The following is a 25467-nucleotide window of genomic DNA, read 5'->3' as shown; positions in this document are numbered from 1 at the left end:
AGGCGCGGTGTGCCGTCCCACGATGATAGCTGCCGTCGGTTGGCCCACAACCTGATACGGCGCGAGGTCGGCAAGCGCGCTTCTGCGCCGCACTTAGCGGCCGATCAACGCCCCGCCTGCGTCGACTGCCGCAACTTCGCCACCTCCGCCGCACCGACCGCCGGCGCGCCGTTGTTCCAGCCAGCGCGCACGAAGCTCAGCACATCGGCGATCTGCTGATCGTCGAGCACCGCGGCGAAGCCGGGCATCGGAAACGGCGACGGCACGCCGTCGATCACGAGATCGCCGGTGCCGTTCAGCGTGACGTTGATCAGCGACGACGCGTCCTTCGCGAGCACGTTCGGATTGCCGGCGAGCGGCGCGAGCATCGGCGCGAAGCCGTGCCCGTCGACGCCGTGGCAATGCATGCAATACGCCGTATAGACGCGTGCGCCGGCATCGTTCGCGGGGCGATCGAGCGACACCTTCGTCGCCTGCGGATCGTACGTATAGGCCGCCGCGCCGGTGCCGCCGACCGGCGGCAGCGACTTCAGATACGTCGAGACTGCCGCGACGTCCTGATCGCTCATCGCTTGCGTGCTGTTGTTGATCACGCTCGTCATCGCGCCGAACGCCGATGCATGGCGATTCGCGCCGGTCTTCAGGAACGTGCGCAGATCCTCGTCGCTCCAGCGGCCGAGCCCGGTGTTGTGCTCGCCCGTGAGGTTCGACGCGAACCAGCCGTCGAGCAGCGCGCCGCTCAGGAATGCGCTGCCGCTTTCGTCGAGCGCACTTTCCTGGAACGCAACACCGCGCGGCGTGTGACACGACCCGCAATGTCCGAGCCCTTGCACCAGATACGCGCCGCGATTCCACGCGACGTCCTTGCCCGGCTTGTCGCGATACGCACCCTTCTCGAGAAACGCCATGTTCCAGAACATCAGCGGCCAGCGCATGTTCAACGGCCACTTGATGTCGGACTCGCGATTCGCCTGCTGCACCGGCGCGACGCCGTGCATGAAGAACGCGTACAGCGCCTTCACGTCGTCGTCGTCGACCTTCGCGTAGGACGGATACGGCATCGCCGGATACAGGTTGTGGCCGTCTCTCGCGACGCCCTCACGCAGCGCCCGCGCGAAGTCGGCTTGCGTGTAACCGCCGATGCCGGTCCGTGCGTCGGGCGTGATATTGGTCACGTAGATGCGGCCCATCGGCGTGTTCATCGGCAGGCCGCCGGCGAACGGCTTGCCTTTCGGCGCGGTGTGGCAGGCGGCGCAATCGCCGAGTTGAGCGAGGTAAGCGCCGCGTTGCACGAGCGTTTGATCGGCTGCGCCGGTGGCTGACGCAGTTGCGGCATCAGCATGCGCCTGGGCGATAAACGGCAATGCGACGCATAGCGCCGCGCCAAGACCCTTCAGCATTTTTTTCATGTCGGGCTCCTTTCGCGTCAGGCGTTGTGCAGTTGGCGGCCAACCGGCAATTGCCGCAGCCGCGTGCCGGTGGCCGCATAGATCGCGTTGGTCAGCGCAGGCGCGAGCGCCGCGGTGCCGGGTTCGCCGATGCCGCCGGGCGCCTCGCCGCTCTTCACGATATGCACGTCGATCGGCGGCGTCTGGTTGATGCGCAGCATCCGGTAGTCGGTGAAGTTGTTCTGCTCGACGCGACCGTCCTTGATCGTGATCTCGCTATAAAGCGCCGCCGTGATGCCGAAGATGATGCCGCCCTGCACCTGCGCTTCGATCGTGTTCGGGTTGACGAACATCCCGCAATCGACCGCGCAGTTGACGCGCTTGACCGTCACTTCGCCCTGCTCGACCGCGACCTCGACGACGATCGCGAAGAAGCTGCCGAACGCGTGCATCACCGAGATGCCGCGCCCTTGCCCCTTGGGCAGCGCGCTGCCCCAGTTGCCCGCTTGCGCGGCCAGGTTGAGTACGTTCAACGCGCGCGGCGATTTGCCGAGCAGATCGCGCCGGTACTGCACCGGATCGATCTTCGCGTGCGCGGCGAGTTCGTCGATGAAACTCTCGACGACGAACGTGCCGCGCGTCGGGCCGACGCCGCGCCAGAACGCGGTGGGCACCGCGTGCGGTTCCACGCGCACGTAGTCCACCAGCTGGTTCGGCAGGTCGTACGGCAGATCGGCGGCGACCTCCACCGCATCGGGGTCGAGCCCGTTCCTGAACGCGGGCGGCGCGAAGCGCGCCATGATCGACGACCCGGCAATGCGATGCTGCCACGCGATCGGCTTGCCGTTCGCGTCGAGCCCGGCCGAGATCGTGTCGTAGTAGTACGGCCGGTACATGTCGTGCTGGATGTCCTCCTCGCGCGTCCACAGCACCTTGACCGGCGTCGACACCTGTTTGCCGACCTTCACGGCCTGCGTGACCATGTCGGTTTCGAGCCGCCGTCCGAAGCCGCCGCCGATCAGATGGTTGTGCACGATGATCTTGTCGGCGGGCAAGCCCGTGACCGCGACCGCCGCATCGACGACACGCGTCGGCACCTGCGAGCCGAGCCAGATTTCGCAGGCGTCGCCGCGCACGTGGACCGTGGCGTTGACCGGCTCCATCGTCGCGTGCGCGAGGAACGGCTGCTGGTAGACCGCGTCGACGCGCGACTTCGCATCGCCGAACGCGCGGCCGACGTCGCCGTCCTTGCGCGCCACCGCGCCGCCATGTTGCGAGGCCGCCGCGAGATCGTCGACGATGCGCTTCATCGATAACTGCGCGCCCGCGCCTTCGTTCCACTTGATGTCGAGCGCCTGCAGGCCGCGCTTCGCGGCCCACGTGTGAGCGCCGATCACCGCGACCGCGTTGTCGAGCTTGATGACCTCGCGCACGCCGGGGATCGTCTTCGCATGCGTATCGTCGACGCTCGCGAGCGTGCCGCCGAACACCGGACAGTTCGCGATCGCCGCGTAAACCATCTCGGGCAAGCGCACGTCAAGGCCGAACTGCGCGGTACCGTCGACTTTCTCCGGCGAATCGAGACGCTTCACCGGCGTGCCGATCAGCTTGAAGTCCTTCGGGTCTTTCAACGGCACGTTCTGCGGCGCGGGCAGCGCGGAGGCGGCCTGCGCGAGCTGACCATAGCTCGCGCTGCGATTACTGGCCGCGTGGATCACCTGACCGGCCTGCGCATGGCAACTCGCCGGATCGACCTGCCACTGCTGCGCGGCCGCGTTGATCAGCATCACGCGCGCAGTCGCGCCCGCGCGGCGCATCGGCTCCCACGCGAAGCGGATCGACGTCGAGCCGCCGGTCAACTGGCCGCCGAGCAGCGGGTCCATGAAGAGCTTTTCGTTGGGCGGCGCGTGATCGAGCATGACCGTGCCGAGCGGCACTTCGAGTTCCTCGGCGATCAGCATCGGAATCGACGTATAGACGCCCTGACCCATCTCGACCTTCGGTATCACGAGCGTGACCTTGCCGGCGTTGTCGATCTGGATGAACGCGTTCGGCGCGAACACGCCGCTTTGCGGCGCCTCGTTCGCATCGCCGCCGATCACGCTCTTGCCCGCCTTCTGATCCTGGCTCGCGGCCGGCATGCTGAAGCCGAGCAGCAGACCGCCGCCGGCCGCGGCGCCGACCGTCACGCCGAATTTGAGGAAGCCGCGCCGCGAGATGCCGCGCGCATGCCGCGTGTCGGTGTCAGCCGGCTGCGCGCCGTTCTGTGCATCGAGCAATCCCTGGGACATGTCAGGCCCCCTTCGCGGCGTGCTTGATCGCCGCGCGCACGCGGTGATAGGTTCCGCAGCGGCAGATGTTGCCCGCCATCGCGGCGTCGATGTCGGCGTCGCTCGGATTGGGATTGCGCGCGAGCAGCGACGCCGCCGACATCACCTGCCCCGACTGACAGTAGCCGCATTGCACGACGTCGAGCTCACGCCAGGCCTGCTGCACTTTCTGGCCCGTGGGCGTGGCGCCGAGCGCTTCGATCGTGACGATCTTGCGGTCGCCGACCGCGGCCGCCGGGAACACGCACGAGCGCACCGCGACGCCATCGAGATGCACGGTGCATGCGCCGCATTGCGCGATGCCGCAGCCGAACTTGGTGCCGGTCAGCCCGACGAGATCACGCAGCACCCACAGCAGGGGCATGTCGGGCGGGGCATCGACGGTATGGGTTTCGCCGTTGATATTGAGCGTTGTCATGAGCGGCTCCGGATGGGGATGTTGTTGTGGTCACGCGGTTTAGATCGCGACACCGCACCAGACCGCCGACATGCACCGGTTTTGTTCGGCGTGTCGCGCTAATAAGCCATGAAATGCGGCCTGTGAGCGAGCGGGTGTCGCAAGAAAACCGGCCGATTGTAGTCGTGTCGAAAGAAGTTCGCTTTGGCGGTGTCAGGCGGCACATCGCATGCTGTGCGCGGTGGATCGCATGTGTGGGCTGGAGCGATGCGTTACCATCGACGAATCGATCCGTTAGCGTGATCGCGCGACCCGCTGCATCGCACCGAGTGGTGTTGCGACGCACGATTCCGTCGAATCACCTCAGCCGCTGGAGCCGCCGATGAACGACCCGCAATGCATTCAATTCCTCACGGACATTCGCCGACCATTGCTTGCGCTGCACAAGGCGATTCTCGATCACGAACGCGCCGCGTACGAAAAGGAGTTCGGCCCGGTAACGCCGGCGGCATTCCTGCAGGTGCTGATCAACGGCTCGGGGTTTCGTTGGCTGACGCCGCTGTCGACGGTGATCGCGAGCGTCGACGAAGTTCTCGACGACGCGGAAGCCGAGGCCGGCGACCGTCTCGCGACCGCCGAGGCCGTGGTCGGCCTGTTCTCGCCCGATCAACCGCACAATCACTTCCTGCCGCGTTATCTGCCGCTCTTGCCTGCCGATCCCGCGATCCTGCATTACCACGGCGAGGTATCGCGGCTGCTGCGCGGAGGGCAAACGACGTAACGGCGATTCGCACCAGGCACGGCGGCGGCGCGTGCGCTGCCTGCCGGCTCCTGCATTGCCTCACCGTTCATAAACGGCTGCGGATCGAGGCCGCATGGTTGATCGTCGGTATTCTTGCGCAGATCGAGCGGAATGCTCTGACGTGAAGGTACTTTTGCAACGATTCGTCGACCGCCGGAATGCGCGGTCGATCAAATTACCTGGTTTAGCTGAATAAATTCAAGGTGAGCTTTTCCGGGAACGTGGAAGCTCAGCCGCGCCCCTGCGGCAGATATGACAGCGGATCGACCGGCTTGCCGTCGCGCCGCACTTCGAACCCCACCGACACACGCGAGCTGTTCTCGTCGCCCATCTCCGCGATCTGCTGTCCCTTGCGGACAATGTCGCCCATCTTGACCATCAGCTTGCGGTTGTGCGAATACGCGGTCAGAAAATCCTTGTTGTGCTGGACGATGATCAGACTGCCATAGCTGTTCAGTCCGGTGCCCGCGTACATCACCTTGCCGTCGGCGGCGGCTCGCACCGGATCGCCCGCGTTGCCGCCGATTTCGATGCCGCGTGTTTCGCCGGGCTGGAACGCTTCGACGACGCTGCCCGCGGCAGGCCACGCGAGCGTCACGCTGCTCGCGTGCCGGCGGGTTTCCTGCGTGACTTCGCGCACTGCGGTGGCATCCGCAGCCGGCGCGGCGGACTGTGTCGAAGCTTGCGCCGACGTTTGCGCTGTCGCTTGTGACGCACGCTGCGCCGCGGATTGCGCCGCCGCCTTCGCGGCGGCCGCCGCATTGGCCGCCTGCACCGCGCGCACCGTTTCCGGCGACGCAACCTGCAGCACCTGCCCCGGCTTCAGCCGCGCCGACGCCTTCAACCCGTTCCATGCCTGCAACTGCTTGACGCTGATGTGATGATGCTGCGCAACCCGCGCGAGCGTGTCGCCGCGCCTGACCCGATACACGAGCGGCGGCGATTTTTTCAGCGGCGCGTTATCGCTGGCGTCGATCGACAGCGGGACTGCCGCCGGGTCGCCGGACGCCGCTCCCGTCGCATTCGCCGCCGGCACGCCGGACGCCGCATTGGCGCTGGTTGCCGCACCGTTCTGCGCATTGGGCTGCCCGACGTTCGCACAACCGCTGACGGCCAGCGCAACCCACGCGCCAGCGAGACTGGCCAATAACGTTCTGTCGAAACGCTTTCTCATCCTGTTCGACTCCTGCTCTATGAATGCGCAATCCGGATAGCCCGATGCCGCGGACGAGGTGCGCGATCTTCGGCCGCGCGGCCTTCCCGACGGCACGGCGAAGCCGCCTCGTATGGCGCTCATTTCCTGCCTGCTTGCCGATCAAATTTCTCGCGGAATTCTAAAGTGTCGTTTAATAGAAACGCCTGCCCCACACACTCTGATACAGACGTTACGAGCCGTATTTCCGCGTTACGACCGCACGTGTATTGGGACGCCAACGACGCACACATCACCGCTTCGCCGCGGCGCGTTCAGACTTGTTGACATTCGACTTATCGGCAGGCGCGAGGCGAACTTGAATAGCCACGCGTCGCGTCGGAGGGGCGCAAAAAAGGCCAGCCTTCGAAATCCGAAGGCTGGCCGATCTGCGTTTGACGGGCAGCGAACTAGAACTTATGCCGGATCGCCGCGCGCACGACGACCTGCTTCGACGTCGACGACGGCGACTGCGTGCCGGGGATGAATGCGAAATCGAGGATCGATAGGGTGGAATCGCCGGTGACCTGTTGATAGGCGCCCTGCAGATAGAGGTCGGTGCGTTTGGACAGGTTGTAGTCGGCCATCAGGCCGAACGTATGGATGCGCGGCTTCACGCCGCCGTTCGATGCGTCGTAGGTTTCCATCGTGTACACGTACTGCGCGCCGACGAACAGCACCGGCGAAATCTGATATTTGCCGTTGAACTCGAAGTTCTGATACTTGAGCGAATTCAGCAGCACGCCCGGCGGCGTGACGGGCACGAGCGGCACCAGCGGCTCGATGCCGAGATAGCCGTTTGCGGTCGGCTCCAGGTAGTTCGAATTGCTATAGACGAAGCCCGCCGTCGCCGGTCCGAACGTATAGGTGATGCCGCCGCCGAACACGCGCAGGCGCGTCGCGACGAAGCCGGCGTCGTTCGCGGTGATCGCCCCGTTCGAGCCGTTGCCCGGATTGTCGGCCTGCAGATAGGCGGCCGCGACCAGCAGCCCACCGTACGTGTACTGGCCGCCGAAGCTGTAGGCGCGATTGTTGGCGAAGTTCGTGTCGTTGCTGAAGCTGTAGGTGCCGCCGAACTGGAAGCCCGAGATCGACGGGGTCGTGTACTTGACGGTGTTGTCGAGGCGGAACGTGTTGTCGGTGTTGTCGTTGTCGTACGGATGCGAGAACAGCTCGCCGCCCCAATTGCCGTTGGCCGTGGTCTGCGCGAGATAATCGACGACCGAGTCGTATTGCCGGCCGACCGTCAGCGTGCCGTACGCCTCTGAACTGAGTCCGACGAAAGCCTGCCTGCCGAACAGGCGGCCGCCCTGCCCGAGCCGCCCGGAATTCAGATCGAAACCATTCTCGAGCTGGAAGATCGCCTTCAGGCCGCCGCCGAGATCTTCGGAACCCTTCAGGCCCCAGCGGCTTCCCTGCGCAAGACCGCTGGCGAGTTCATAAACATGGCCGTGGCCGACATTGTTCGTGTAGTTGATGCCCTCGTCGATCACGCCGTACAGCGTGACGCTAGTCTGCGCAGCGGCAGGCGCGGCAAGAACGGCAGACGCAGCAATGGAGACAGCCAGCGCGAACACTTGCTTGTTCATGATGATCTCCCTGCACCGCGAGTGATAGGACAACTCGATCCGGCCGCTTTGTTCTCTTTGCTCTTTATTCTCGTCACTTTTCCAGCAGTTCTGAAGACTGCTCCAATGGCTGCGCTTTTCCGGAAATCCTCACATGACATCGTCCGGGCGTCCATGAGTGGATGCGCCAAGCATCGAGAATGTTGCTAATTCTCCACTGCGTGTTGCTGCCTCTTTTTTCGTAACGTCGCTTCAGGTAAACAGCAGCCGCTGCTGCCCGTCTCGCTGCGTCATTGTCATGAAAAGAAATATAATCCTGCGCCTTGCTGCGATGCAACGGAACTCGGCGTCACCGCGAAGGTCATCTTCACAGCCCGCTGACACGGCCGCCTTGCGATACCGGTCGAGCGTGGCGAGATGGGCCACAGGCGACGCCGGCACGGATCACCTCACCGCCGCAGCACCGAATCCCATATTAAAAAGCCTTGTGAGACGCCCGCCGCGCTGGATCAGCGCGCCGTCGCACGGGGCTGCTTTTGACGCAAACAATGGCCAAGTCATCTTCCCGCCTGATCGAGCTCGACTTTTTCCGCGGACTGGTTCTGCTGATCATCGTCGTCGATCACATCGGCGGCAGCATTCTGTCGCGCGTGACGCTGCACGCGTACGCGCTGTGCGATGCCGCCGAAGTATTCGTGTTCCTCGGCGGCTTCGCGACCGCCACCGCCTATGCGACGCTCGCCGAGCGGCGCAATGAGACGATCGCACGCGGCCGCTTCCTGCGCCGCTCGTTCGAGATCTATCGCGCGTTTCTCGTCACCGCCGGGCTGATGCTGCTGGTCAGCGCGGTGCTAACCGCATTCAGCATCGACGGGCCGAATCTCGCCACGACCGATCTCGACGACCTGATCGACACGCCGCTTGCCGCGCTGCGCGACATCGTGCTGCTACGCCGCCAGCCGTACCTCGCGTCCGTGCTGCCGATGTACGCGTTGTTCGCGCTGCTGGTGCCCGCGATCCTGCCGCTCGCGCGCAGCAAGCCTTGGCTGCTGGTCGCCGGCAGCGTCGCGCTGTGGGCCGGCGCACCGGCGGTCAGCCAGTACCTTCCCGCCGCGCCCGACATGCACTGGGACTTCAACCCGTTCGCGTGGCAACTGATGTTCGTGCTCGGCGTGCTCGCGCGCTGCCAGCCGGTGTATCAGCGCACCAGCGCGCATCGATCCGGGTGGCTCGTCAGCGTGCTGGCGTTCGCGGTGGTCGTGGGCGCCGCGTACTACAAGCTCGTTCTGCTGGATGCGCCACTTGCCGCGAGCCTCAAGCAGAACCTGTCCTACCTGCGCGCTGGGAACTTCCTCGCGATCGCGTGGCTCGTCGCCAATCTGGTCGAGCTCGGCTGGGCGAAGAAGGTCGCGCGGCGGCTGCCGTGGGTCGGCGTGATCGGGCGTCAGGGTTTGCTGTGCTTCATTGCCGGCGCGGTGATTTCGCTGGTGATCGACTCGCTGCTCTACGCGGCGACCGATGGTTACCTGAACTATCCGCTCGGACTGCTCGCCGATGCGGCCGCGGTCGGCGCGCTGTTTGCCGTCGCGTTGGCCGTGGAACCGCTGAAGCGGGTCGTCGGGCGGCTCGTGGACGGGCGGCTGCGGACGTCGGGCTGAAGAACTTTTCGGCAACGTTTCGAGCGCCCTTCGAGCGCGTCCCTGACGCGTCGCGATCTTCGGGGCACTTGACGTCCCCTTGGCGCCCGAAGAACTTTGCGCGCATAAAGCGCCGTCCTTCTCTGCGCCGCTTTCCATCTCAAATCTGGCGCCAATGCTGATAGCATGACGGCCGCGCGCGAGTCCCGCGCCCGCCGGCCTTCCCTACTGACATGCGTCGATTCCTCAGTTTCGCCCTCGCACTGCTTGCCTGCGCCGTCGGCGCGCCCGCGTTCGCGTTCGCGAGCACGGTCGCGAGCCGCAGCTTCCATTCCGATGCGCTCGGCCGCGACTGGAACTACACGATCTACCTGCCGGGCGGCTATCGCGCGGACGGTCCGCGCCTGCCGGTTCTCTACCTGCTGCACGGCAATAACGGCGACGCCAACGACTGGCTCACGCAAGGTCATTTGCAGAACGCCGCGGACACGCTGATCAAGCGCAAGGAGATTGCCCCGGTCGTCATCGTGATGCCGCAAGGCGGCACGGACTGGTACGTCGACCGCAAGGAAAAGATGGAGAGCGCGTTCTTCGACGATCTGCTGCCCGAGATCGAAACGCACTACGCGGTCGCGACGCAGCGCGGCGGCCGGATGATCGGCGGCGTGTCGATGGGGCGGCTTCGGCGCGCTGCGCTACGCGCTGACGCAGCCCGAGATGTTTTGCGGCGCGCTGCTGCTCAGTCCGGCGATCTACGCGAACGAGCCGCCGCGCGCGTCGGCGGCGCGGCGGGTCGGCGTATTCGGCGAGCGCCAGTTCGATCCGCAAGTGTGGCACGAGCTCAACTATCCGGCGCAGTGGGACCGCTACATGAGCCAGGCGTACCGCCTGCCGATGTTCATCGCATCCGGCGACGACGACCTCGACATCCAGGCCAACGCCTCGCTGCTGTACACGCACCTGCGGCTCGCGGGCAATCCGGCGGCGCTGCGCATCATCGACGGCGGCCACACGTGGGACGTGTGGAGCGCGCTGTTGCCCGCCGCGCTCAAATACACGCTCGGCTGCGTGAAGCCGCCGGCGCAGGAGCATCCGTCGAATGAGCGCCCTTGAGCCGGCGCGGCACGCGAGGCGCACGGCCGCCCAGCCCCGCGTCCCTCGACGCCCGCGCTACTCCACGAGATCGGTCCACAGCACCATCAGCACCGTCATCAACGCGGGGCCGATGAAAATCCCCAGCAGCCCGAACGTCTCCGCGCCGCCGAGAATGCCGAACAGCACGAGCAGAAACGGCAGGCGCGTCGAATTGCCGATCAGCACAGGCCGCACGAAGTGCTCGGCGACGAACACGACGACCGCGCCGAACACCAGCAGCCCGGCCGCCGCGACCATCGAGCCCTGCACGAGCAACCACAGCGCCGCAAGACCGAACACGATCGGCGCGCAGAACGGCAGCATCGCGGCGATCGCCGTGACGAAGCCGAGCAGCGCCGCATGCGGCAGCCCAGTCGCGAAGTAGGCGACGCCAAGCAGCAGGCCTTCGCCGACGCCGACCACGATCAACCCCGACACGGTGCCGCGCACCGCGGTACCCATATGCGCGACGAGGTCCGCGCCGCTATCGCCGAAACCGCGTCGCGCGGCCTTCAGCAGCGAGCCGGACAACCGCGGCCCCGCCTGAAAAATCACGAACAGCGTGACCAGCATGAACGCGAACACCATTGCCGCATGCGCGGCGCGCGCGCCGAAAAGCCGGCCGAGCGTCATCACCGTATTGCTGTGCAAGCCTTTCATCGCGGCCGAGTCGCGCAGCGGCTGAGCAAGATTGGCCTGCCACCAGGAAGTGATCTGCTGCACGCCGAACGGCAGACGGTTGATGAAGTCCGGCAGCGCGATGCCGTTCTCCTGCACGCTGCGGAACCAGTCGTTCAGCTCGTGCGCCTCGCGCAGCGCCTGGGCGATGCCGAGCCCGACCGGCAGCAGCACGAGCACGGCGATCACCAGCGTGAAGACCGTCGCGAGCAAGGTCGCGCGCCCCTTGAACCAGTGGCTGCCCGCCACCTTGTGCAGCAGCGGCCACAGCGCGATCGCGACGACCCCGGCCCACGCCACCACCACGATGAAATCGCGCACCACCCACAATGCGAGCAGGGCGAGACCTATATAGAGCACGATCGATGCGGCCTTCTGCTTTTTCAGGCGCTCGGCGGCGACGGACGACGCTTCGGGAGAGTTGGGGGGGACGGCGGGAGGGCGTGGAATCATGTGAACTCTTGTGTTTTTGAACGGTGTGCGCGCGAGCCGACCTGAAAAATTCAAACCCGCTACACTGACGGCTCAGTTCGCCGCCCGACATTCGACATCTTAAAGGAAGCGTTGCCGCCTCTTTCCCGGCCGCCCGCCTCGTCGCGCCACAGGCAACACAGCGTTGCAAAAATATGCCTTATTAAAAAAATACATAAGAAATGCTTGCAACGCCTGTCATTTCGGCAAATCGCTAATGTCAAGTCTGATTATTGCTAATTCCGGAACGGTGTTTCAACGGTGACACAATAGCTATCCGGCGCGCGCGGGACTACATTCGGCACTCCACAACACGGAGCCGATGATGACCCTGGAGTCCATCCCCCTCGACGGTAGCAATGGCGTACGCATCGAAATTCTCGAGAGCTCCGACACGACGCTGGTGATCCGCTGGGTCGAGCCGGGCCGCTGCCACTACGGTGAGCAGCGCTGGCGCCGTCGCTCGGCGCATTCTTCCGGCACCTGCGCGGTGTCGCGCCGCAAGATCCGTCGCGGTGACCCGGTGTTCAAGCCGGCCGAGCGCCCGGCGCCGTCGAATGCGTCCGCGATGATCTGCGCGGAAATCCTCGAACCGCTGCTTGAAGCGGCCTGACGCACGGAACGTTCCCGAGTCCCGCGCACTAAGCGCGGGTTTCAACCCGTTGTTCCGGGGGCGATCTCCCTACTGCCCACGTGCCCTTAGCGAGCGCGTGCCCGGCGGCCGCGGCATCGCACGATGCGGCGCCGCGCCGGCCCCGCTGCCGGTTGCCGCCCCGCGCCTCGTGCGTTAAGGTGGACTCGTTGCGCCCGCCCGACCGCCGGCTCGCTATCCGGTGCCGGCCGCGCGCCTTCCACCACCGCGCCGCGCGCGCCGCGACGCCGTTTGAGGGACGATCATGGCAGAAGACACGCCGCAAACCCGCGCGGCCAACGCCGCTTCCACGCCTCCCGCCTCCTCCGCTCCTCCCGCTTTGCTAATCCCGCCGCAGCGGTTCTCTCTCGACGTGCTGCTCGAAAAGTATGCGAAAGGCGACGAGCAATCGGCCGACGATGTATATCGCCGCGTCGCGCGCGGCGTTGCCGAGGCCGAGCCGCCCGGGTTGCGCGCGTCGGTCGAGGAACAGTTCGTCGACAACATGCGCCACGGCGCGCTCGGCGCGGGCCGCATCATGAGCGCGGCGGGCAGCGGCATCGCCGCGACGCTGATCAACTGCTTCGTGCAGCCGGTTGGCGATTCGATCCAGGGCGTCGATGAACAGGGCTTGCCCGGCATCTACGTGGCGCTGCTGCAGGCGGCCGAAACGATGCGGCGCGGCGGCGGCGTCGGCTACAACTTCTCCGCGATCCGGCCGAAGGGCGCGCGCGTTCACACCACGAGTTCGGCCGCCTCGGGTCCGTGCAGCTACATGGACGTGTTCGACGCGTCGTGCCGTACCGTCGAAAGCGCGGGCTCGCGGCGCGGCGCGCAGATGGCGGTGCTCGACTGCAACCACCCCGACCTGCTCGAATTCATCGAGGCCAAGCATTCGAAGGGACGCTGGAACAACTTCAACGTGTCGGTCAGCGTCACCGACGAGTTCATGCGCGCGGTCGAAAACGACGAGGCGTGGCAACTGGTCCATCGCGCCGAGCCGTCGCCGGCGCTGCGCGCGGCCGGCGACGTGCGGCAGCGCGAAGACTGCCTGTGGGTCTACAGCGAACACCCGGCGCGCGCGATCTGGGACCGCATCATGCGCTCGACGTACGACGTCGCCGAGCCCGGCATCGTGTTCATCTCGCGGATGAACGAGGACAATAATCTGCGCGCCGTCGAAACGATCCGCGCCACCAATCCGTGCGGCGAGCAGCCGCTGCCCGCGTACGGCTGCTGCAATCTGGGGCCGCTCAATCTGACGCGCTTCGTCGTTGATCCGTTTGCGCAGTTGCAGGGCCGCCAGCCCTCGTTCGACTGGGACGGCCTCGCGCGGCGCACCCGCACGCAGGTGCGTTTTCTCGACGACGTGCTCGACGTCACGCTGTGGCCGCTGCCGCAGCAATACGACGAATCGCGCGCGAAGCGGCGCATCGGCGTCGGCTTCACCGGCCTCGGCGATACGCTCGTGATGATGGGCCTGCGCTACAACTCGCAGGAAGGCCGCGATTTCGCGGTGCGCATCGCGCGGCTGATGCGTGACGAGGCGTATCGCGCATCGGTCGAACTCGCGAAGGAGCGCGGCGCGTTCGAGCTGTTCGACGCCGCGCGCTATCTGGAAGCCGGCACGTTTGCCTCGCGCCTGCCCGATGACATTCAGCAGGCGATCCGCCGCGACGGCATTCGCAACAGCCACCTGCTGTCGATCGCGCCGACCGGCACCGTGAGCCTCGCGTTCGCCGACAACGCGTCGAACGGCATCGAGCCGGCGTTCTCGTGGACTTATACGCGCGTGAAAGTGATGGCCGACGGCGGCCGCGAATCGTTCGACGTCGAGGACTACGCGTACCGGCTCTATCGCGAGCTCGGCGGCGACGTGAGCCGGCTACCCGACTATTTCGTCAGCGCGCTGCAGATGTCGGCGCGCGACCATCTCGACATGATGGCGGCCGTCCAGCCATACGTCGACACGTCGATCTCGAAGACCGTCAACGTGCCAGCCGACTATCCGTTCGACGCGTTCGAAAGCCTCTACTTCGATGCATGGAAAAGCGGGCTGAAGGGCCTTGCCACCTATCGCCCCAACGACACGCTCGGCGCGGTGCTGAGCGTGACGCCCGCGCAGGCCGACGACACGCTCGCCGAGATCGACCAGGACCCGCTGCGTATCGCGATCGATCATCGGCCCAGAGGCGAGTTGCCGGCGATCATCGAGAAGGTCGAGTATCTGACCCAGGCGGGCAAGAAGTCGCTGTACGTCGCGGCGTCCTTCATCGAGGTGACGGGGCGGCTCGGCGGCGAGGACGTGACGATCGAGCGGCCGATCGAGTTCTTCATTCCGACCGGTCAGCGCGACGAGTCGCAGCAGTGGATCACCGCGACGATGCGTTCGCTGTCGCTGGCCGCGCGCGGCGGCTTCGTCGCGCGCAATCTGCAGGATATGCGCAAGGTGTCATGGGATCGCGGACAGGTGCGGCTTGGCGACGTGCAGCGTCTCGACGGTCATCGCGCGCCGCGCTGGCACGATTCCGAAGTGGCGGCGCTCGCGTTCGCGATCCAGCAAATCCTGTATCGACGCGGCTTTCTCGACGCCGAGGGCAATCAGGTCGCGTCGCGGATGCTCGCGCGTTTGCCGCGCGGGCACATGAAAACCGACATGGCGCTGTCCGCCGATTTCGGCATCCGTCCGAATCCAGCGGATAGCGCCGACACCTTGCTGCAGCCGAACGGCACGCAAGGACTGCACACGATGCTCGGACGCAAATGCGCTTCGTGCGGCGCGAATGCGGTGATTCGCAAGGACGGCTGCGATTTTTGTACCGCGTGTGGGGAGGTGGGGGCGTGCGGGTAGTGTGAGGCGAGGAGCGCGCTGGCCCGGAGGCCAAACGCGCTCGTTGAAGGCTATGCCTCACCCCACCCTCGCGTAGTAAAGATTCTGCGGATGCTTCGCCTCCGCGAAGAAAAACCAGCGCTCCGCCACGAGCCCCGCATACTGCACGAGACAAGCCGCGGCCAGCAAGCCGAACGACCCGCCGGGCGAACTCAGCCCCGCGCCCAGCACGATCAACACGACCGGCACGACGAACGCACCCACGAGAAAGCCCCATTTGACGCCACGCAACGTCCGCGCCGATTTGCCGTGAAAGAACTCGCGCAAATTGAACGCACCGGCGGTGAAGCCGCGTGACACCTGCACGAGCTTCGGATTGCGGATGCCCGTCGCGCTCTGCACCGTCGATTTCGGCCGCAAGCGCGCATTGCGCATGAGCGACGCGTAGCGGCTCGCGCAACCGGCGAGCGTCAGCAGGCACGCGCAGACCGCAAGTCCCGCCGTCAGCGCGGGCGCGAACCATGCGCTCAGTGCGGTCGCGAGCGTCAAGCCCGATGCGCAACCGAGCAGCACGAAGTTCACCAGCGTCAGCGGCGTCGCCCACTCCTGCAGAAAGCGCAGGCACGCATAGATCATCGCGGAGCAGACGAACAGCGCGGCGCTCGCGAGCACGCCGAGCCAGCCGAGCGCGAGCGACCACGGCGAGCCGAGCCAGTGCGCGACGCCGTACAGGAACGCGCACGCCAGAAACGCCGGCAGGCACAGGCATTCGCGCGACAGCCACGAGGTGCGCCACATCGCGATCGCGCGCCACGCGCGTTCCGGATGGCCCAGATGGAAGAACGACGCGATCAGACCAAGACCGCCCAGCAGCACCGCGAGCGCCGCGCCGCTCACGTAGAACGCGGTGGCGGCGGGTTGCGCAACGACGCCCAGGCACGCCGCACTCTCGACGCCGACGAGCGCGATCAACAGCCCCTGCGCCGCGCCGCTCAGCGTGGTCAGGAAGACTACGGAAAAAGCCGGATTCATCGTGTGGCCTCGTTGTCGTTCAAATGCGCTTCGCGATCGACGCGAGATGCACTTCGCCATGCGCGAGCTGCCCCTCGAGCTGCGAGTCGGGCGAGCCCGACGTGTGCGTGGCATCGCCGGTGGTCGTTCCTGACGATTTGCACGAGCACCCGTCGCCGCCGCAACTCGCGGACGCGATCGGCACGCGCGGCAAATAGTGATTCGCGGGGCGCGTGCCCCACTCCGGCATCAACTGATAGCCGCCGCGCTCGCGGATCGCTTGCGACACCACCGACTCCGGATCGTGTATATCGCCGAACAGCCGCGCGGATGTCGGACATGCGAGCACGCAGGCCGGCTTGCGATCGCGCTCGGACAGATGCTCGTCATGAATGCGATCGACGCACAGCGTGCACTTGGTCATCTCCTTGCGCGCTTCGTCGAGTTCGCGCGCGCCGTACGGGCACGCCCAGGCGCAATACTTGCAGCCGATGCAGCGATCGAAATCGACCAGCACGAGACCGTCTTCCTTGCGCTTGTAGCTCGCGCCCGTGGGACACACCGGCACGCACGGAGGGTCCTCGCAATGCAGGCACGACTTCGGGAAATGGATCATCTCCGTGTCGGGGAAGCTGCCCGCTTCGAAACTCTGCACACGGTTGAAGAACGTGCCGGACGGGTCCGCGTCGTACGGATTGAAATCGGCGAGGCTGCCCGATTCGCCTGACGTGTTCCACTCCTTGCAGCTCGTCACGCACGCCTGGCATCCCACGCATACGTTCAGATCGATCACCAGCGCCATCTGGGTCATTGCAAGCTCCTTGCCGTGGCTTTAGCGGTCGTCGCCGTTATGTTCGGCGCGGCGCAACGTCCCGCGCAGGCGAGCCGCGAATTCTCCGCGTCCCGCGAAATAGGTCTGGACGATGCGCGACACCACACTCTTCTGTGCAACCGCGCCGGGCAATTCGGGCATCGCCTCGAACTGCGGCAGCGTGTGCCGCGCGTCGGCTTCGGCCGGATAGATGCGCACGCGCACGTCGTACCAGGCGGCCTGGCCCGTCACCGGATCGGAGTTCGACATGCGCGCGGGTGCCTCGTCGCAGCCCGGCAGCTCGTCGGTGATCAGGTGATTGAGCAGGAAGCCGCGCTGCGACTCGTTCGCGTCGGGACCGAGATTCCATGCGCCCGCCGCTTTGCCGATCGCGTTCCACGTCCATACGGTGCCCGGTTCGACGGTCTCGCTGTAGCGCGCCATACAGCGCACGCGGCCCCATTGCGATTCGACGTAGATCCAGCTGCCGTCGGCGATGCCGTTCGCGCTCGCCGTTTTCGGATTCACATAAAGGTAGTTTTCCCCATGAATCTGCCGCAGCCACGCGTTCTGCGAATCCCACGAGTGATACATCGCCATCGGCCGCTGGGTGACCGCGGCGAGCGGGAATCGCGCGAGATCCGTCGCCGCGCTTTCGAGCGGTGCGTACCAGAACGGCAGCGGATCGAAGTACCTGTCGACGCGCGCGCGCAGATGGTCGGGCGGCTGCCGGCCGCTCGTGCGTCCTTGCGCGGCAAGCCTGAACTTCTGCATCACGTCCGAGTAAAGCTGGATCAGAATCGGTTCGCTGAATTTGCGGAAACCGTTTTTGACCGCCCAGTCGAGATACGGTCCGTTGCAGTTGCGCATGTACTGCAAGGTCTCGGGCAAGCGGTAATGGAATACGCAGTTGTTCTTCGCGTACTGCTCCCATTGATTCGGATTCGGCTCGCCGACGAGCGCCTTGTCGCCATCCTTGCCGCGCCAGCCGATCAGAAAGCCGACCCCGGAACCGGGCGACGTGGTGTGATTGACGATGAAGTCCGGATAGTCGCGAAAGCGCCGGCCGCCATCCGCATTGGTGAACGCCGGAAACCTCAGGCGCGACGCCAGTTCGATCAGCACTTCCTGGAACGGCTTGCATTCGCCGGTCGGCGGCACGACCGGTACACGCACCGAATCGACGGGGCCGTCGAACTCGGAGATCGGCCGGTCGAGCATCGACATCGCGTCGTAACGTTCGAGGTAAGTCGTGTCCGGCAGGATCAGATCGGCGAACGCGGTCATCTCCGACTGGAACGCGTCGCACACGACGAGAAACGGAATCTTGTAGTCGCCGTTGGCGTGTTTGTCGGCGAGCATCTCGCGCACCTTCATCGTGTTCATCGACGAATTCCACGCCATGTTGGCCATGAAAATCATCAGCGTGTCGATGGGATACGGATCGCCGCGCCACGCGTTGGTGATCACGCTGTGCATGACGCCGTGCACCGCGAGCGGATATTCCCACGAGAACGCCCGGTCGATGCGCACCGGGGCGCCGTGCTCGTCGATGAACAGATCCTCGGGCGCGGCGGGCCAGCCTAGCGGGCCCGTCGCAAGCGGTGTATTGGGCTTCACCGCGGCGGGGTCGTTCGGTGGTTTCGCCGATGGCGGCACCGCGCGCGGGAACGGCGACTTGTGACGAAAGCCGCCGGGCCGGTCGATCGTGCCCAGGAGCGACATCAGCACGGCGAGCGCGCGGATCGACTGAAAGCCGTTCGAATGCGCGGCGAGCCCGCGCATCGCATGAAAAGCGACCGGGTTGCCCGTGACCGTCTCGTGCGTTTCGCCCCACGCGTCGGTCCAGCGGATCGGCAGCGTGATGCGGTGCCGGCGGCCCGTCTCGATCATCTCGCCCGCGAGCCGGCGGATCGTCTCGGCCGCGATGCCGGTGATCGCCGCCGCCCATTCGGGCGTGCACTCGGCGACGCGCTCGCGCAGCAATGCAAACGACGGCGTGACCGGCTTGCCGTTGTCGAGCGTGTAACGGCCGTCGAGCGCGGGCCTCACGCCGCTCGCATGATGCGGCACCGCGCGCTGGGTGGCCGGGTCCCACCACAGATGATTCTGCGGAAACAGCGGATTGCCTTCGGCCCGTTCGGGATCGCGCACGAACAAACCGAAGTTTTCGCTCGCTTCGTCGAGATCGATCAGCTCCGCCGCGTTCGTGTAGCGCTGCACGAACTCGTGATCCCACGCGTCGGCGGCGATCAGTTCGTGCAGGAACGCCATGAACAGCGCGCCGTCGGTGCCAGGCTTGATCGGCACCCATTCGTCCGCGATCGCCGCATAGCCGGTGCGGATCGGATTGATCGCGATGAAGCGGCCACCCGCGCGCTTGAACTTCGCAATCGCGATCTTCAGCGGATTCGAATGATGATCTTCCGCGGTGCCGATCATGAAGAACAGCTTCGCGCTGTCGAGATCCGGTCCGCCGAATTCCCAGAACGAACCGCCGATCGTATAGATCATGCCGGCCGCCATGTTCGACGAGCAAAAGCCGCCGTGCGCCGCATAGTTAGGCGTACCGAACTGCTTGGCGAACAGGCCGGTCAGCGCCTGCATCTGGTCGCGGCCCGTGAACAGCGCGAACTTCTTCGGATCGCTCGAGCGAATCGCGGCGAGACGCTTTTCGAGCACGTCGAACGCGGTGTCCCACGAGACCGGCTCGAACTGCGCGCTGCCGCGCTGCGCGCCGGCCTTGCGCATCAAAGGCTGCGTAAGGCGCGCGGGCGAGTACTGCTTCATGATGCCGGAGGCACCCTTCGCGCAGATGACGCCCTGATTGAGCGGATGCTCCGGATTGCCGTCGATATAGCGCACCTCGCCGTCGCGCAGATGCACCCGGATGCCGCAGCGGCACGCGCACATGTAGCAGGTGGTGGTCTTGACATCAAGCCGTTCGTTCTGCGTGCGGGCGTGGTGCTCCATGGCCATCTCCGTCGTTGCTTCTGGTGGGCCGAAGCGCGCGTCATACGCGCTGCTCATACGATACCGACCATCGTATTCGCACCTGCCTCACAAGGGAAATCGCGATTTGCGAGCAAAACTATCTGGCGCACCGATAGTTTCGGTTTCGCTTTCAGCTATGCGCTTTTTTCGACGGCGTGTCCAGTCGGGTGAGATCGGTTGGGTGCGGTGGGACGCTCGTTTAAGCGCGGCCCTCCAGTTGCGCGATCAGCGCATCCGGAATTTCGACGCCCTCCTCGTATGCCGCCTGCGCAAGCTGCTCCCGGCGATAACCGGGCAGACGCACGTCGTCATCCATCAGCATCATCTCGATCAGCGCCTCGACACGCGACAGATACGCGTCGTCGCCGGCCAGCGCGCCCGGGTCGATCACCCAGAACAGGTGGCCGATGCGCGAGCGCTCGCCCTCCTCGGTCAGGAACGAGCCCGCTTCGCAGCCGAAGTTCGCGCCGCTCAGCGCGCGCGGCGCTGCTCTGCCTACCAGCGCTTCGTCTTGATGTTGTGCACGTGGGCGTGCTCGCCGGCCTTGATCGGCGCGACCACCTTGCCGATGTCGACGCCGTACTTGAACACCGTGTCGCCAACGGCCATGTCCTTCAGCGCGATCTTGTGACCGATCGGAATGTCCTGCTTCGCCGGCACGGTGACGATTTCGTCGTCGTCCATGATCCATGCGTTGAGCAGCGTGCCCGCCTTGATGCCCTCGACCACCGCCACGCCGACCGTGTCTTTCGCCTCGTGCAGCACGATGTGGATCGTTCTGCGCGGCGCCGACGCACCCGCTGCGGTGTCGTTGATGTCTGCCGTGGGATTGCTCATGAGCGTCTCCATTCGTAGTTTGAATGCGGTGAGGGTGCCGCCGGGGCAGCGCAGCCAGGTGCGCCGCGGTGAATCGATATTAGGCGGCGACTTACCCAATATCAACTAGGTCATATATATGTGTTAGACGACTGGGAGAGAACCGGGCCGTTGTCGCGATTCACCGACAACATACGATTCATCCAGATGGATTAGATGACCTGGTCGTTTAGAATCAGGGCAGGTTCAACCCCGGCGAGCGGCACGACTCGCGTATCCCAGAGGTTTTCATGAGCACGCTCGCGATCAATCCGCCCGCAGTGGGAGGCACACGGTACAAGGAGGTCAAGAGCGCGATTCTCGCGGCGCTCGCGGCCGGCGAATGGAAAGGCGGCGAATGCATTCCTTCGGAAAAGCGCCTCGCCGAACGCTTCGGCGTGTCGATCGGCACGCTGCGCAAAGCCATCGACGAACTGTGCGCCGAGAACATTCTGATCCGTCATCAGGGGCTCGGCACGTTCGTGGCGATGCATCAGCGCGACCGGCACTTCTTCCGCTTCTTTCGCATCGTGCGGCGCGACGGCGACAAGGCCTACCCGGTCGTCACGCTGATCGGGTTCAGGAAGGCGCGTGCCTCGCGCGAGGCGGCCGCCGCGCTCGGCATCGACACTGGCGCGCGCGTTCTGCAGTTCGTCAACGGGCTCGCGCTGCACGGCAAGACCGTGCTGATCGAACATATCACCGTGCCCGAAGCGCTGTTTCCCGGCTTGACGGAAAGCAAGCTGCGCAACCGGCCGAACACGCTGTACAACTTCTATCAGGACGGTTTCGGCATCAACGTGGTCGAGACCGATGAGCATGTGAGCGTTGCGCTCGCCAATGAGCTCGAAAGCACACAACTAGGCGTCGAAGTCGGCGCGCCGCTGCTCGAGATCCGGCGCATCGCGTACTCGTATCACCGCAGCGCGGTCGAACTGCGCATGTCGCGGCTCAATACCGAGGAGTACGAGTACATCGGCACGCGCGCGGCGCGCGACGATCAGAAATAGCGGACCTCGGTCGCCGCCTGCGCTTCATATCACATCTGCGCAAAAACGACAGGCCAATCGTCTTTCATTTTCGGCCGGCGCCAACCTGTCTAAAATAGCCGCACTTCCGCCCCCAAGAACCCCATGCTGGATACCCTCACGAGCGGCTCCGCGCCCATCAACGACGACTCCGGGATGTTCGAACTCGCGCCCGTGTCGCTGTGGCTCGAAGATTTCAGCGGCGTGCGCGCATTGTTCGACGCGTGGCGAGCCGCCGGCGTGACCGATCTGCGCGCCCATTTCGCCGAAGACCCGCGCCGCGTGGCCGAATGCGCTCATCGCATCCGCGTGATCAAGGTCAATCGCCAGACGCTCACGCAATTCGAGGCCGCCGATTTCGACATGCTGACGAGCAATCTCGCCTCGGTGTTCCGCGACGACATGCGTCCGCATTTCCGCGAGCAGTTGATCGAGCTATGGGACAACAAGCTGTTCCAGCAGCGCGAGGTGCTCAACTATTCACTCGACGGCAACGAGGTGCACGTACACCTGCAATTCTCGGTGCTGCCAGGCCACGAACAGGACTGGGACCTCGTACTCGTCGCGCTGACCGACATCACCGCGCGCAAGACGGCCGAGGCCTACCTCGAATTCCTCGGCAAGCACGACGTGTTGACCAAGCTGCGCAACCGCTCGTTCTACGTCGACGAGCTGAACCGGCTCGAACGCAAGGGACCGTGGCCCGTGACGATCATCATGGCCGACCTGAACGGCCTGAAGCGCGTGAACGATCAGCTCGGTCACGCGGCCGGCGACGCGCTGCTGCGGCGTGCCGGCGAAGTGCTCGCGAAGGCGATGGAATCGCCGTTCCACGCGGCCGCATCGGCGGCGACGAGTTCGCGATCCTGATGCCCGATACCGACGAGCGCGGCGGCGCGGCGATGATCGACGCGATCCGTCTGCTCGTCGAGATGAACAACCAGTTCTATCCGGGCTCGCCGCTGAGCTTCTCGATGGGCGCGGCAACCTGCCAGCGCGGCGATCGGCTGGAAGCGGGCGTGCAGCACGCCGACCTGCTGATGTACGAGGAAAAGCGCGCGCACTACGGGGCGCAGCCGGGGGCGGACGCGGCGGCGAAGTAACGCTCGCCGGCGTCAGGCGTTCACCACGCCAACGCAACGCTCAACCTCAGCCCGGCAGCTTGGCCGCGAGCACATCCAGCTTGACGATGCTCGGCGGCGACGCGAACAGCTCGCCCGCCTTCTCCATCAACGCGGCCGCGACCTTGCCGTTCAGATGCGCGTCGCGGCCGGCTTCGTCTTCGAACGCGTCGAAAATGGCGTACGTCGACGGACCGAGCTTCAGACCGAACCATGCGGCGGTGGCCGGCTCCTGCTCGACGAGCGGCAGGCCGCCGAGCAGAAACGCCTCGACTTCCTTTTCCTTACCGGGCTTGGCTTCCAGACGGACATACAAAGCGAGCTTGACCATGATGCGACTCCTGGTGAGTTCGGCAGCGAACGGTCCTTTCAAAGCGCTTTGAAAAGTATAGGCGGCGTCGGCTGAGGCGGCGCCGGACTTACCCCGTTAGCAAGTCACGCGCCCGGAAAGCGCAACTCGAAGCGCACGACGCCTGGCAGCGGACACACCACACGCGCGCTGCCGCCATGCAGATGCATGATCGCCTTCACGATCGCGAGCCCGAGTCCGTTCGATTCGGTGAACGCGCTGCGTGCCGCGTCGCCGCGATAGAAGCGGTCGAACAGCCGGTCGAGTTGCATGGCGGGAATCGGCTCGCCCTCGTTTTCGACCGTCACCAGCGCGCCTGCTTCGTCCTGCGCGCCGCGCAGGCGCACGATCGTGTCGCCCGCGCCGTAACGCACCGCGTTGACGACCAGATTGTTGATGGCGCGGCGGCACAGCATCGGATTGGCAGACGCGACGCCCGCCGCGTCGACTTCGAAACGCATCCCGCGTTCGTCGGCCAGGCCTTCGAAATAGTCGGCGATCCTGATGAGCTCGCCACGCAGATCGACCGGCTGCCGCTCGATCGACAACGCCGCATGATCCGCATGCGCGAGAAACAGGATGTTCTCCGCGATATGGCTCAGGCGATTCAACTCCTCGAGATTCGATTCGAGCAGGTGCTGATATTCGTCGGGTTCGCGCGGCTGCGCGAGCGCCACCTGGGTTTGGCCGACCAGCGCGCCGACCGGCGTGCGAATCTCGTGCGCGAGATCGGCGGAAAACTGCTGCAGGCGTTGATAGCCGTCGGCGAGACGATCGAGCATCGCGTTGAACGCGTGCGTAAGTTGACGCAGTTCCACCGGCGCCGCTTCGTCGTCGAGCCGGACCGCCAGGTTCGTCGGACTGATTTGCGCGGCCCGCGTGGCGATCTCGCGAACCGGTCGCAGCGCGCGGCGCAGCACGCCGTAAGCGAGCAGCGTCGCGGCCAGCATGCCGCTCAGCGTCGCCAGCACGATGCGGTTGCGGTATTCGTCCAGCATGCGCATTTCGTGCGTCATCGGATGGCCTGCGATCACCTCGACTTCGGCGCCATCCTCGCGCGCTGTCGCGGTCGCAAACGCCCAATGCACCGGCACGCCGTCGGGCAGGCTCGTCTGACGCATGTCGGCGGCACCCGGCGGATTGCCCGCCGGGCCGACCTGTAGATCAGGCACCGCGAGCCTGCCCGGATTCACGTCGACGAACGGTGCTTCGCCCGGCCGCCGGAAGATCAGCACGTCCTCTTCCGCGCCGAGCATCGTCTCGAACAGCAGCGGACGCTTTTTTAATTCGCTAACCGAATAAAGGTCGTGCACGATGCGGCTGAAATGCTCGACACGGCCGCTCAGCACGACGTCGGCGCGGCGTTGCAGCGAGACTTCGGCGGAATGATAGAAATACGCGCCGAGCGAGCCGATCACCGCGCAGGCGATCAGCGCGAACAGCAACGTGGTGCGCGCGATCAGCGAGCGTTCGCTCCAGAGTTTCATGCGCCGTCGCCGAACGTGTAGCCGATGCTGCGCACCGTGTGAATCAGCTTCTTCCCGAACGGGTGATCGACCTTCGCGCGCAAGCGCTTGATCGCCACGTCGACCACGTTGGTGTCGCTATCGAAGTTCATGTCCCACACTTCCGACGCGATCTGCGAGCGTGACAGCGCTTCGCCCTCGCGGCGCACCAGCAGATGCAGCAGCATGAACTCCTTGTTGGTCAGCGCAATGTCGACGCCCTCGCGCGTGACCCGGCGGCGCAATACGTCGAGCTTGAGGTCGGCGACTTCGAACACGTCGCTCTCGCGGATCACGCCACGGCGCAACAGCGTGCGAACGCGCAGCACCAGCTCGGTAAACGAAAACGGTTTGACCAGGTAGTCGTCGGCGCCGAGTTCGAGACCGCGAATGCGGTCGCTGACCTGATCGCGCGCGGTCAGGAAAATCACCCGCAGATCGCGCCGCGCACGCAACGCCCGCATGATTTCCCATCCGTCGATGCCGGGCAGCATCACGTCGAGAACGACCAGTTCGTATTCATGCTCGAGCGCCAGATGCAGGCCGTCCGTGCCGGTGCGCGCGAGGTCGACCGCGTAGCCATGCTCGCGCAGGCCCTTCTTCAGATAGTCGCCGGTTTTCGGATCGTCTTCGATGACCAGAATGCTCATGATGCCCGCTGCTCCTCTCGCGCGATGCGACCGTAAAGGCCGCGCTCGCACGCGCAAAAAGCCTGATGACAGCGCTCGAGAACAA

At 65.3% G+C, this 25467-nt stretch carries 20 protein-coding genes and 2 pseudogenes; 7 read left to right on the top strand and 15 right to left on the bottom strand.

Going from position 1 to position 25467, the window contains the following annotated elements; genetic code table 11:
* Positions 1–104 precede the first annotated feature (104 nt).
* From OKW38_RS37040 to OKW38_RS37030, 3 genes are read right to left on the bottom strand one after another with little or no spacing between them, the layout of a single operon-like run.
* A complete protein-coding gene (locus tag OKW38_RS37040; protein WP_429365356.1) occupies positions 105–1409 on the bottom strand; it encodes a c-type cytochrome in 1305 nt (434 codons plus the stop codon).
* A 17-nt stretch (positions 1410–1426) separates the two neighbouring features.
* Entirely contained in the window at positions 1427–3679 is a 2253-nt protein-coding gene (locus OKW38_RS37035) for a molybdopterin cofactor-binding domain-containing protein (RefSeq protein ID WP_429365355.1), read from the bottom strand.
* A 1-nt stretch (position 3680) separates the two neighbouring features.
* Positions 3681–4136 carry a (2Fe-2S)-binding protein gene (locus tag OKW38_RS37030; protein ID WP_018420878.1) on the bottom strand — a complete coding sequence of 152 codons (456 nt, stop codon included), beginning with the start codon at positions 4134–4136 and terminating at the stop codon, positions 3681–3683.
* A 361-nt stretch (positions 4137–4497) separates the two neighbouring features.
* Between OKW38_RS37030 and OKW38_RS37025 the strand changes: the two genes are divergently transcribed.
* Positions 4498–4896 (top strand): hypothetical protein, encoded by a 399-nt coding sequence (locus tag OKW38_RS37025; RefSeq protein WP_429365354.1) that lies wholly within the window; start codon positions 4498–4500, stop codon positions 4894–4896.
* A gap of 250 nt (positions 4897–5146) precedes the next feature.
* Here the strand turns inward: OKW38_RS37025 and OKW38_RS37020 are convergent, their stop codons facing one another.
* The 3 genes from OKW38_RS37020 to OKW38_RS37010 all read right to left on the bottom strand — a co-directional run bounded on the left by OKW38_RS37020 (position 5147) and on the right by OKW38_RS37010 (position 8014).
* The gene (locus tag OKW38_RS37020) at positions 5147–6091 is read right to left on the bottom strand and encodes a peptidoglycan DD-metalloendopeptidase family protein (protein ID WP_429365353.1); all 945 of its coding nucleotides are present in this window, start codon (positions 6089–6091) and stop codon (positions 5147–5149) included.
* Positions 6092–6519: 428 nt separating this feature from the next.
* On the bottom strand, positions 6520–7698 hold the full coding sequence (locus OKW38_RS37015) for a porin (RefSeq protein WP_429365352.1): 1179 nt from the start codon (positions 7696–7698) through the stop codon (positions 6520–6522).
* 73 nt (positions 7699–7771) lie between these two features.
* Complete coding sequence (locus OKW38_RS37010) at positions 7772–8014, bottom strand: hypothetical protein (protein WP_143037192.1); 243 nt, start codon at positions 8012–8014, stop codon at positions 7772–7774.
* 211 nt (positions 8015–8225) lie between these two features.
* On the opposite strand from OKW38_RS37010, the gene OKW38_RS37005 reads away from it, so the two are divergent.
* Positions 8226–9335, top strand: a complete 1110-nt coding sequence (locus OKW38_RS37005; protein ID WP_429365351.1) for an OpgC domain-containing protein — start codon at positions 8226–8228, stop codon at positions 9333–9335.
* 212 nt (positions 9336–9547) lie between these two features.
* Positions 9548–10427, top strand: a pseudogene (locus tag OKW38_RS37000) (alpha/beta hydrolase).
* A 57-nt stretch (positions 10428–10484) separates the two neighbouring features.
* Here OKW38_RS37000 and OKW38_RS36995 read toward each other — a convergent pair.
* Complete coding sequence (locus OKW38_RS36995) at positions 10485–11579, bottom strand: AI-2E family transporter (protein WP_090806004.1); 1095 nt, start codon at positions 11577–11579, stop codon at positions 10485–10487.
* Between the two features lie 343 nt (positions 11580–11922).
* On the opposite strand from OKW38_RS36995, the gene OKW38_RS36990 reads away from it, so the two are divergent.
* Both OKW38_RS36990 and OKW38_RS36985 read left to right on the top strand, forming a co-directional pair.
* Positions 11923–12210: a DUF3331 domain-containing protein gene (locus OKW38_RS36990; protein ID WP_013091570.1), complete on the top strand. Its 288-nt coding sequence runs from the start codon at positions 11923–11925 to the stop codon at positions 12208–12210.
* Positions 12211–12493: 283 nt separating this feature from the next.
* The gene (locus OKW38_RS36985) at positions 12494–15079 is read left to right on the top strand and encodes an adenosylcobalamin-dependent ribonucleoside-diphosphate reductase (RefSeq protein WP_429365350.1); all 2586 of its coding nucleotides are present in this window, start codon (positions 12494–12496) and stop codon (positions 15077–15079) included.
* A 57-nt stretch (positions 15080–15136) separates the two neighbouring features.
* On the opposite strand, the gene OKW38_RS36980 is transcribed toward OKW38_RS36985, so the two are convergent.
* From OKW38_RS36980 to OKW38_RS36960, 5 genes are all read right to left on the bottom strand, one after another.
* The gene (locus OKW38_RS36980) at positions 15137–16090 is read right to left on the bottom strand and encodes a dimethyl sulfoxide reductase anchor subunit family protein (RefSeq protein ID WP_429365349.1); all 954 of its coding nucleotides are present in this window, start codon (positions 16088–16090) and stop codon (positions 15137–15139) included.
* A 19-nt stretch (positions 16091–16109) separates the two neighbouring features.
* Entirely contained in the window at positions 16110–16880 is a 771-nt protein-coding gene (locus tag OKW38_RS36975) for a 4Fe-4S dicluster domain-containing protein (RefSeq protein WP_184049921.1), read from the bottom strand.
* Positions 16881–16901: 21 nt separating this feature from the next.
* Complete coding sequence (locus OKW38_RS36970; protein ID WP_429365348.1) at positions 16902–19853, bottom strand: molybdopterin-dependent oxidoreductase; 2952 nt, start codon at positions 19851–19853, stop codon at positions 16902–16904.
* A 220-nt stretch (positions 19854–20073) separates the two neighbouring features.
* Positions 20074–20349: an Ldh family oxidoreductase gene (locus tag OKW38_RS36965; RefSeq protein WP_425199366.1), complete on the bottom strand. Its 276-nt coding sequence runs from the start codon at positions 20347–20349 to the stop codon at positions 20074–20076.
* A gap of 20 nt (positions 20350–20369) precedes the next feature.
* Positions 20370–20711, bottom strand: coding sequence for a UxaA family hydrolase (locus OKW38_RS36960; protein ID WP_187610244.1), 342 nt, complete (start codon positions 20709–20711; stop codon positions 20370–20372).
* A 269-nt stretch (positions 20712–20980) separates the two neighbouring features.
* On the opposite strand from OKW38_RS36960, the gene OKW38_RS36955 reads away from it, so the two are divergent.
* Both OKW38_RS36955 and OKW38_RS36950 read left to right on the top strand, forming a co-directional pair.
* Complete coding sequence (locus tag OKW38_RS36955; RefSeq protein WP_429365347.1) at positions 20981–21739, top strand: GntR family transcriptional regulator; 759 nt, start codon at positions 20981–20983, stop codon at positions 21737–21739.
* Positions 21740–21910: 171 nt separating this feature from the next.
* Positions 21911–22860, top strand: a pseudogene (locus OKW38_RS36950) (diguanylate cyclase domain-containing protein); the annotation flags it as partial.
* A gap of 46 nt (positions 22861–22906) precedes the next feature.
* Here the strand turns inward: OKW38_RS36950 and OKW38_RS36945 are convergent.
* From OKW38_RS36945 to OKW38_RS36935, 3 genes are all read right to left on the bottom strand, one after another.
* Positions 22907–23209, bottom strand: a complete 303-nt coding sequence (locus tag OKW38_RS36945; RefSeq protein WP_090806017.1) for a putative quinol monooxygenase — start codon at positions 23207–23209, stop codon at positions 22907–22909.
* A gap of 104 nt (positions 23210–23313) precedes the next feature.
* Entirely contained in the window at positions 23314–24714 is a 1401-nt protein-coding gene (locus OKW38_RS36940; RefSeq protein ID WP_429365346.1) for a heavy metal sensor histidine kinase, read from the bottom strand.
* The gene (locus tag OKW38_RS36935; RefSeq protein ID WP_090806021.1) at positions 24711–25382 is read right to left on the bottom strand and encodes a heavy metal response regulator transcription factor; all 672 of its coding nucleotides are present in this window, start codon (positions 25380–25382) and stop codon (positions 24711–24713) included. The genes OKW38_RS36940 and OKW38_RS36935 overlap by 4 nt, the downstream gene beginning before the upstream one ends.
* Between the last annotated feature and the right edge of the window lie 85 nt (positions 25383–25467).

It is taken from the genome of Paraburkholderia sp. MM5496-R1 (assembly GCF_050436205.1).
GTDB classification, from domain to species: domain Bacteria; phylum Pseudomonadota; class Gammaproteobacteria; order Burkholderiales; family Burkholderiaceae; genus Paraburkholderia; species Paraburkholderia tuberum.
This window is presented reverse-complemented; position numbering and strand designations above follow the sequence as displayed.

What these genes read in the sequence shown, in the direction of transcription:
- OKW38_RS36960 (WP_187610244.1), bottom strand. Translation starts at nt 20,711, where the DNA reads ATGAGCAATCCCACGGCAGACATCAACGACACCGCAGCGGGTGCGTCG.
- OKW38_RS37020 (WP_429365353.1), bottom strand. Translation starts at nt 6,091, where the DNA reads ATGAGAAAGCGTTTCGACAGAACGTTATTGGCCAGTCTCGCTGGCGCG.
- OKW38_RS37040 (WP_429365356.1), bottom strand. Translation starts at nt 1,409, where the DNA reads ATGAAAAAAATGCTGAAGGGTCTTGGCGCGGCGCTATGCGTCGCATTG.
- OKW38_RS36955 (WP_429365347.1), top strand. Translation starts at nt 20,981, where the DNA reads ATGAGCACGCTCGCGATCAATCCGCCCGCAGTGGGAGGCACACGGTAC.
- OKW38_RS36980 (WP_429365349.1), bottom strand. Translation starts at nt 16,090, where the DNA reads ATGAATCCGGCTTTTTCCGTAGTCTTCCTGACCACGCTGAGCGGCGCG.
- OKW38_RS36985 (WP_429365350.1), top strand. Translation starts at nt 12,494, where the DNA reads ATGGCAGAAGACACGCCGCAAACCCGCGCGGCCAACGCCGCTTCCACG.
- OKW38_RS37015 (WP_429365352.1), bottom strand. Translation starts at nt 7,698, where the DNA reads ATGAACAAGCAAGTGTTCGCGCTGGCTGTCTCCATTGCTGCGTCTGCC.
- OKW38_RS36940 (WP_429365346.1), bottom strand. Translation starts at nt 24,714, where the DNA reads ATGAAACTCTGGAGCGAACGCTCGCTGATCGCGCGCACCACGTTGCTG.
- OKW38_RS37035 (WP_429365355.1), bottom strand. Translation starts at nt 3,679, where the DNA reads ATGTCCCAGGGATTGCTCGATGCACAGAACGGCGCGCAGCCGGCTGAC.
- OKW38_RS36970 (WP_429365348.1), bottom strand. Translation starts at nt 19,853, where the DNA reads ATGGAGCACCACGCCCGCACGCAGAACGAACGGCTTGATGTCAAGACC.
- OKW38_RS37030 (WP_018420878.1), bottom strand. Translation starts at nt 4,136, where the DNA reads ATGACAACGCTCAATATCAACGGCGAAACCCATACCGTCGATGCCCCG.
- OKW38_RS36975 (WP_184049921.1), bottom strand. Translation starts at nt 16,880, where the DNA reads ATGACCCAGATGGCGCTGGTGATCGATCTGAACGTATGCGTGGGATGC.
- OKW38_RS37005 (WP_429365351.1), top strand. Translation starts at nt 8,226, where the DNA reads ATGGCCAAGTCATCTTCCCGCCTGATCGAGCTCGACTTTTTCCGCGGA.
- OKW38_RS36990 (WP_013091570.1), top strand. Translation starts at nt 11,923, where the DNA reads ATGACCCTGGAGTCCATCCCCCTCGACGGTAGCAATGGCGTACGCATC.
- OKW38_RS36945 (WP_090806017.1), bottom strand. Translation starts at nt 23,209, where the DNA reads ATGGTCAAGCTCGCTTTGTATGTCCGTCTGGAAGCCAAGCCCGGTAAG.
- OKW38_RS36995 (WP_090806004.1), bottom strand. Translation starts at nt 11,579, where the DNA reads ATGATTCCACGCCCTCCCGCCGTCCCCCCCAACTCTCCCGAAGCGTCG.
- OKW38_RS36935 (WP_090806021.1), bottom strand. Translation starts at nt 25,382, where the DNA reads ATGAGCATTCTGGTCATCGAAGACGATCCGAAAACCGGCGACTATCTG.
- OKW38_RS37025 (WP_429365354.1), top strand. Translation starts at nt 4,498, where the DNA reads ATGAACGACCCGCAATGCATTCAATTCCTCACGGACATTCGCCGACCA.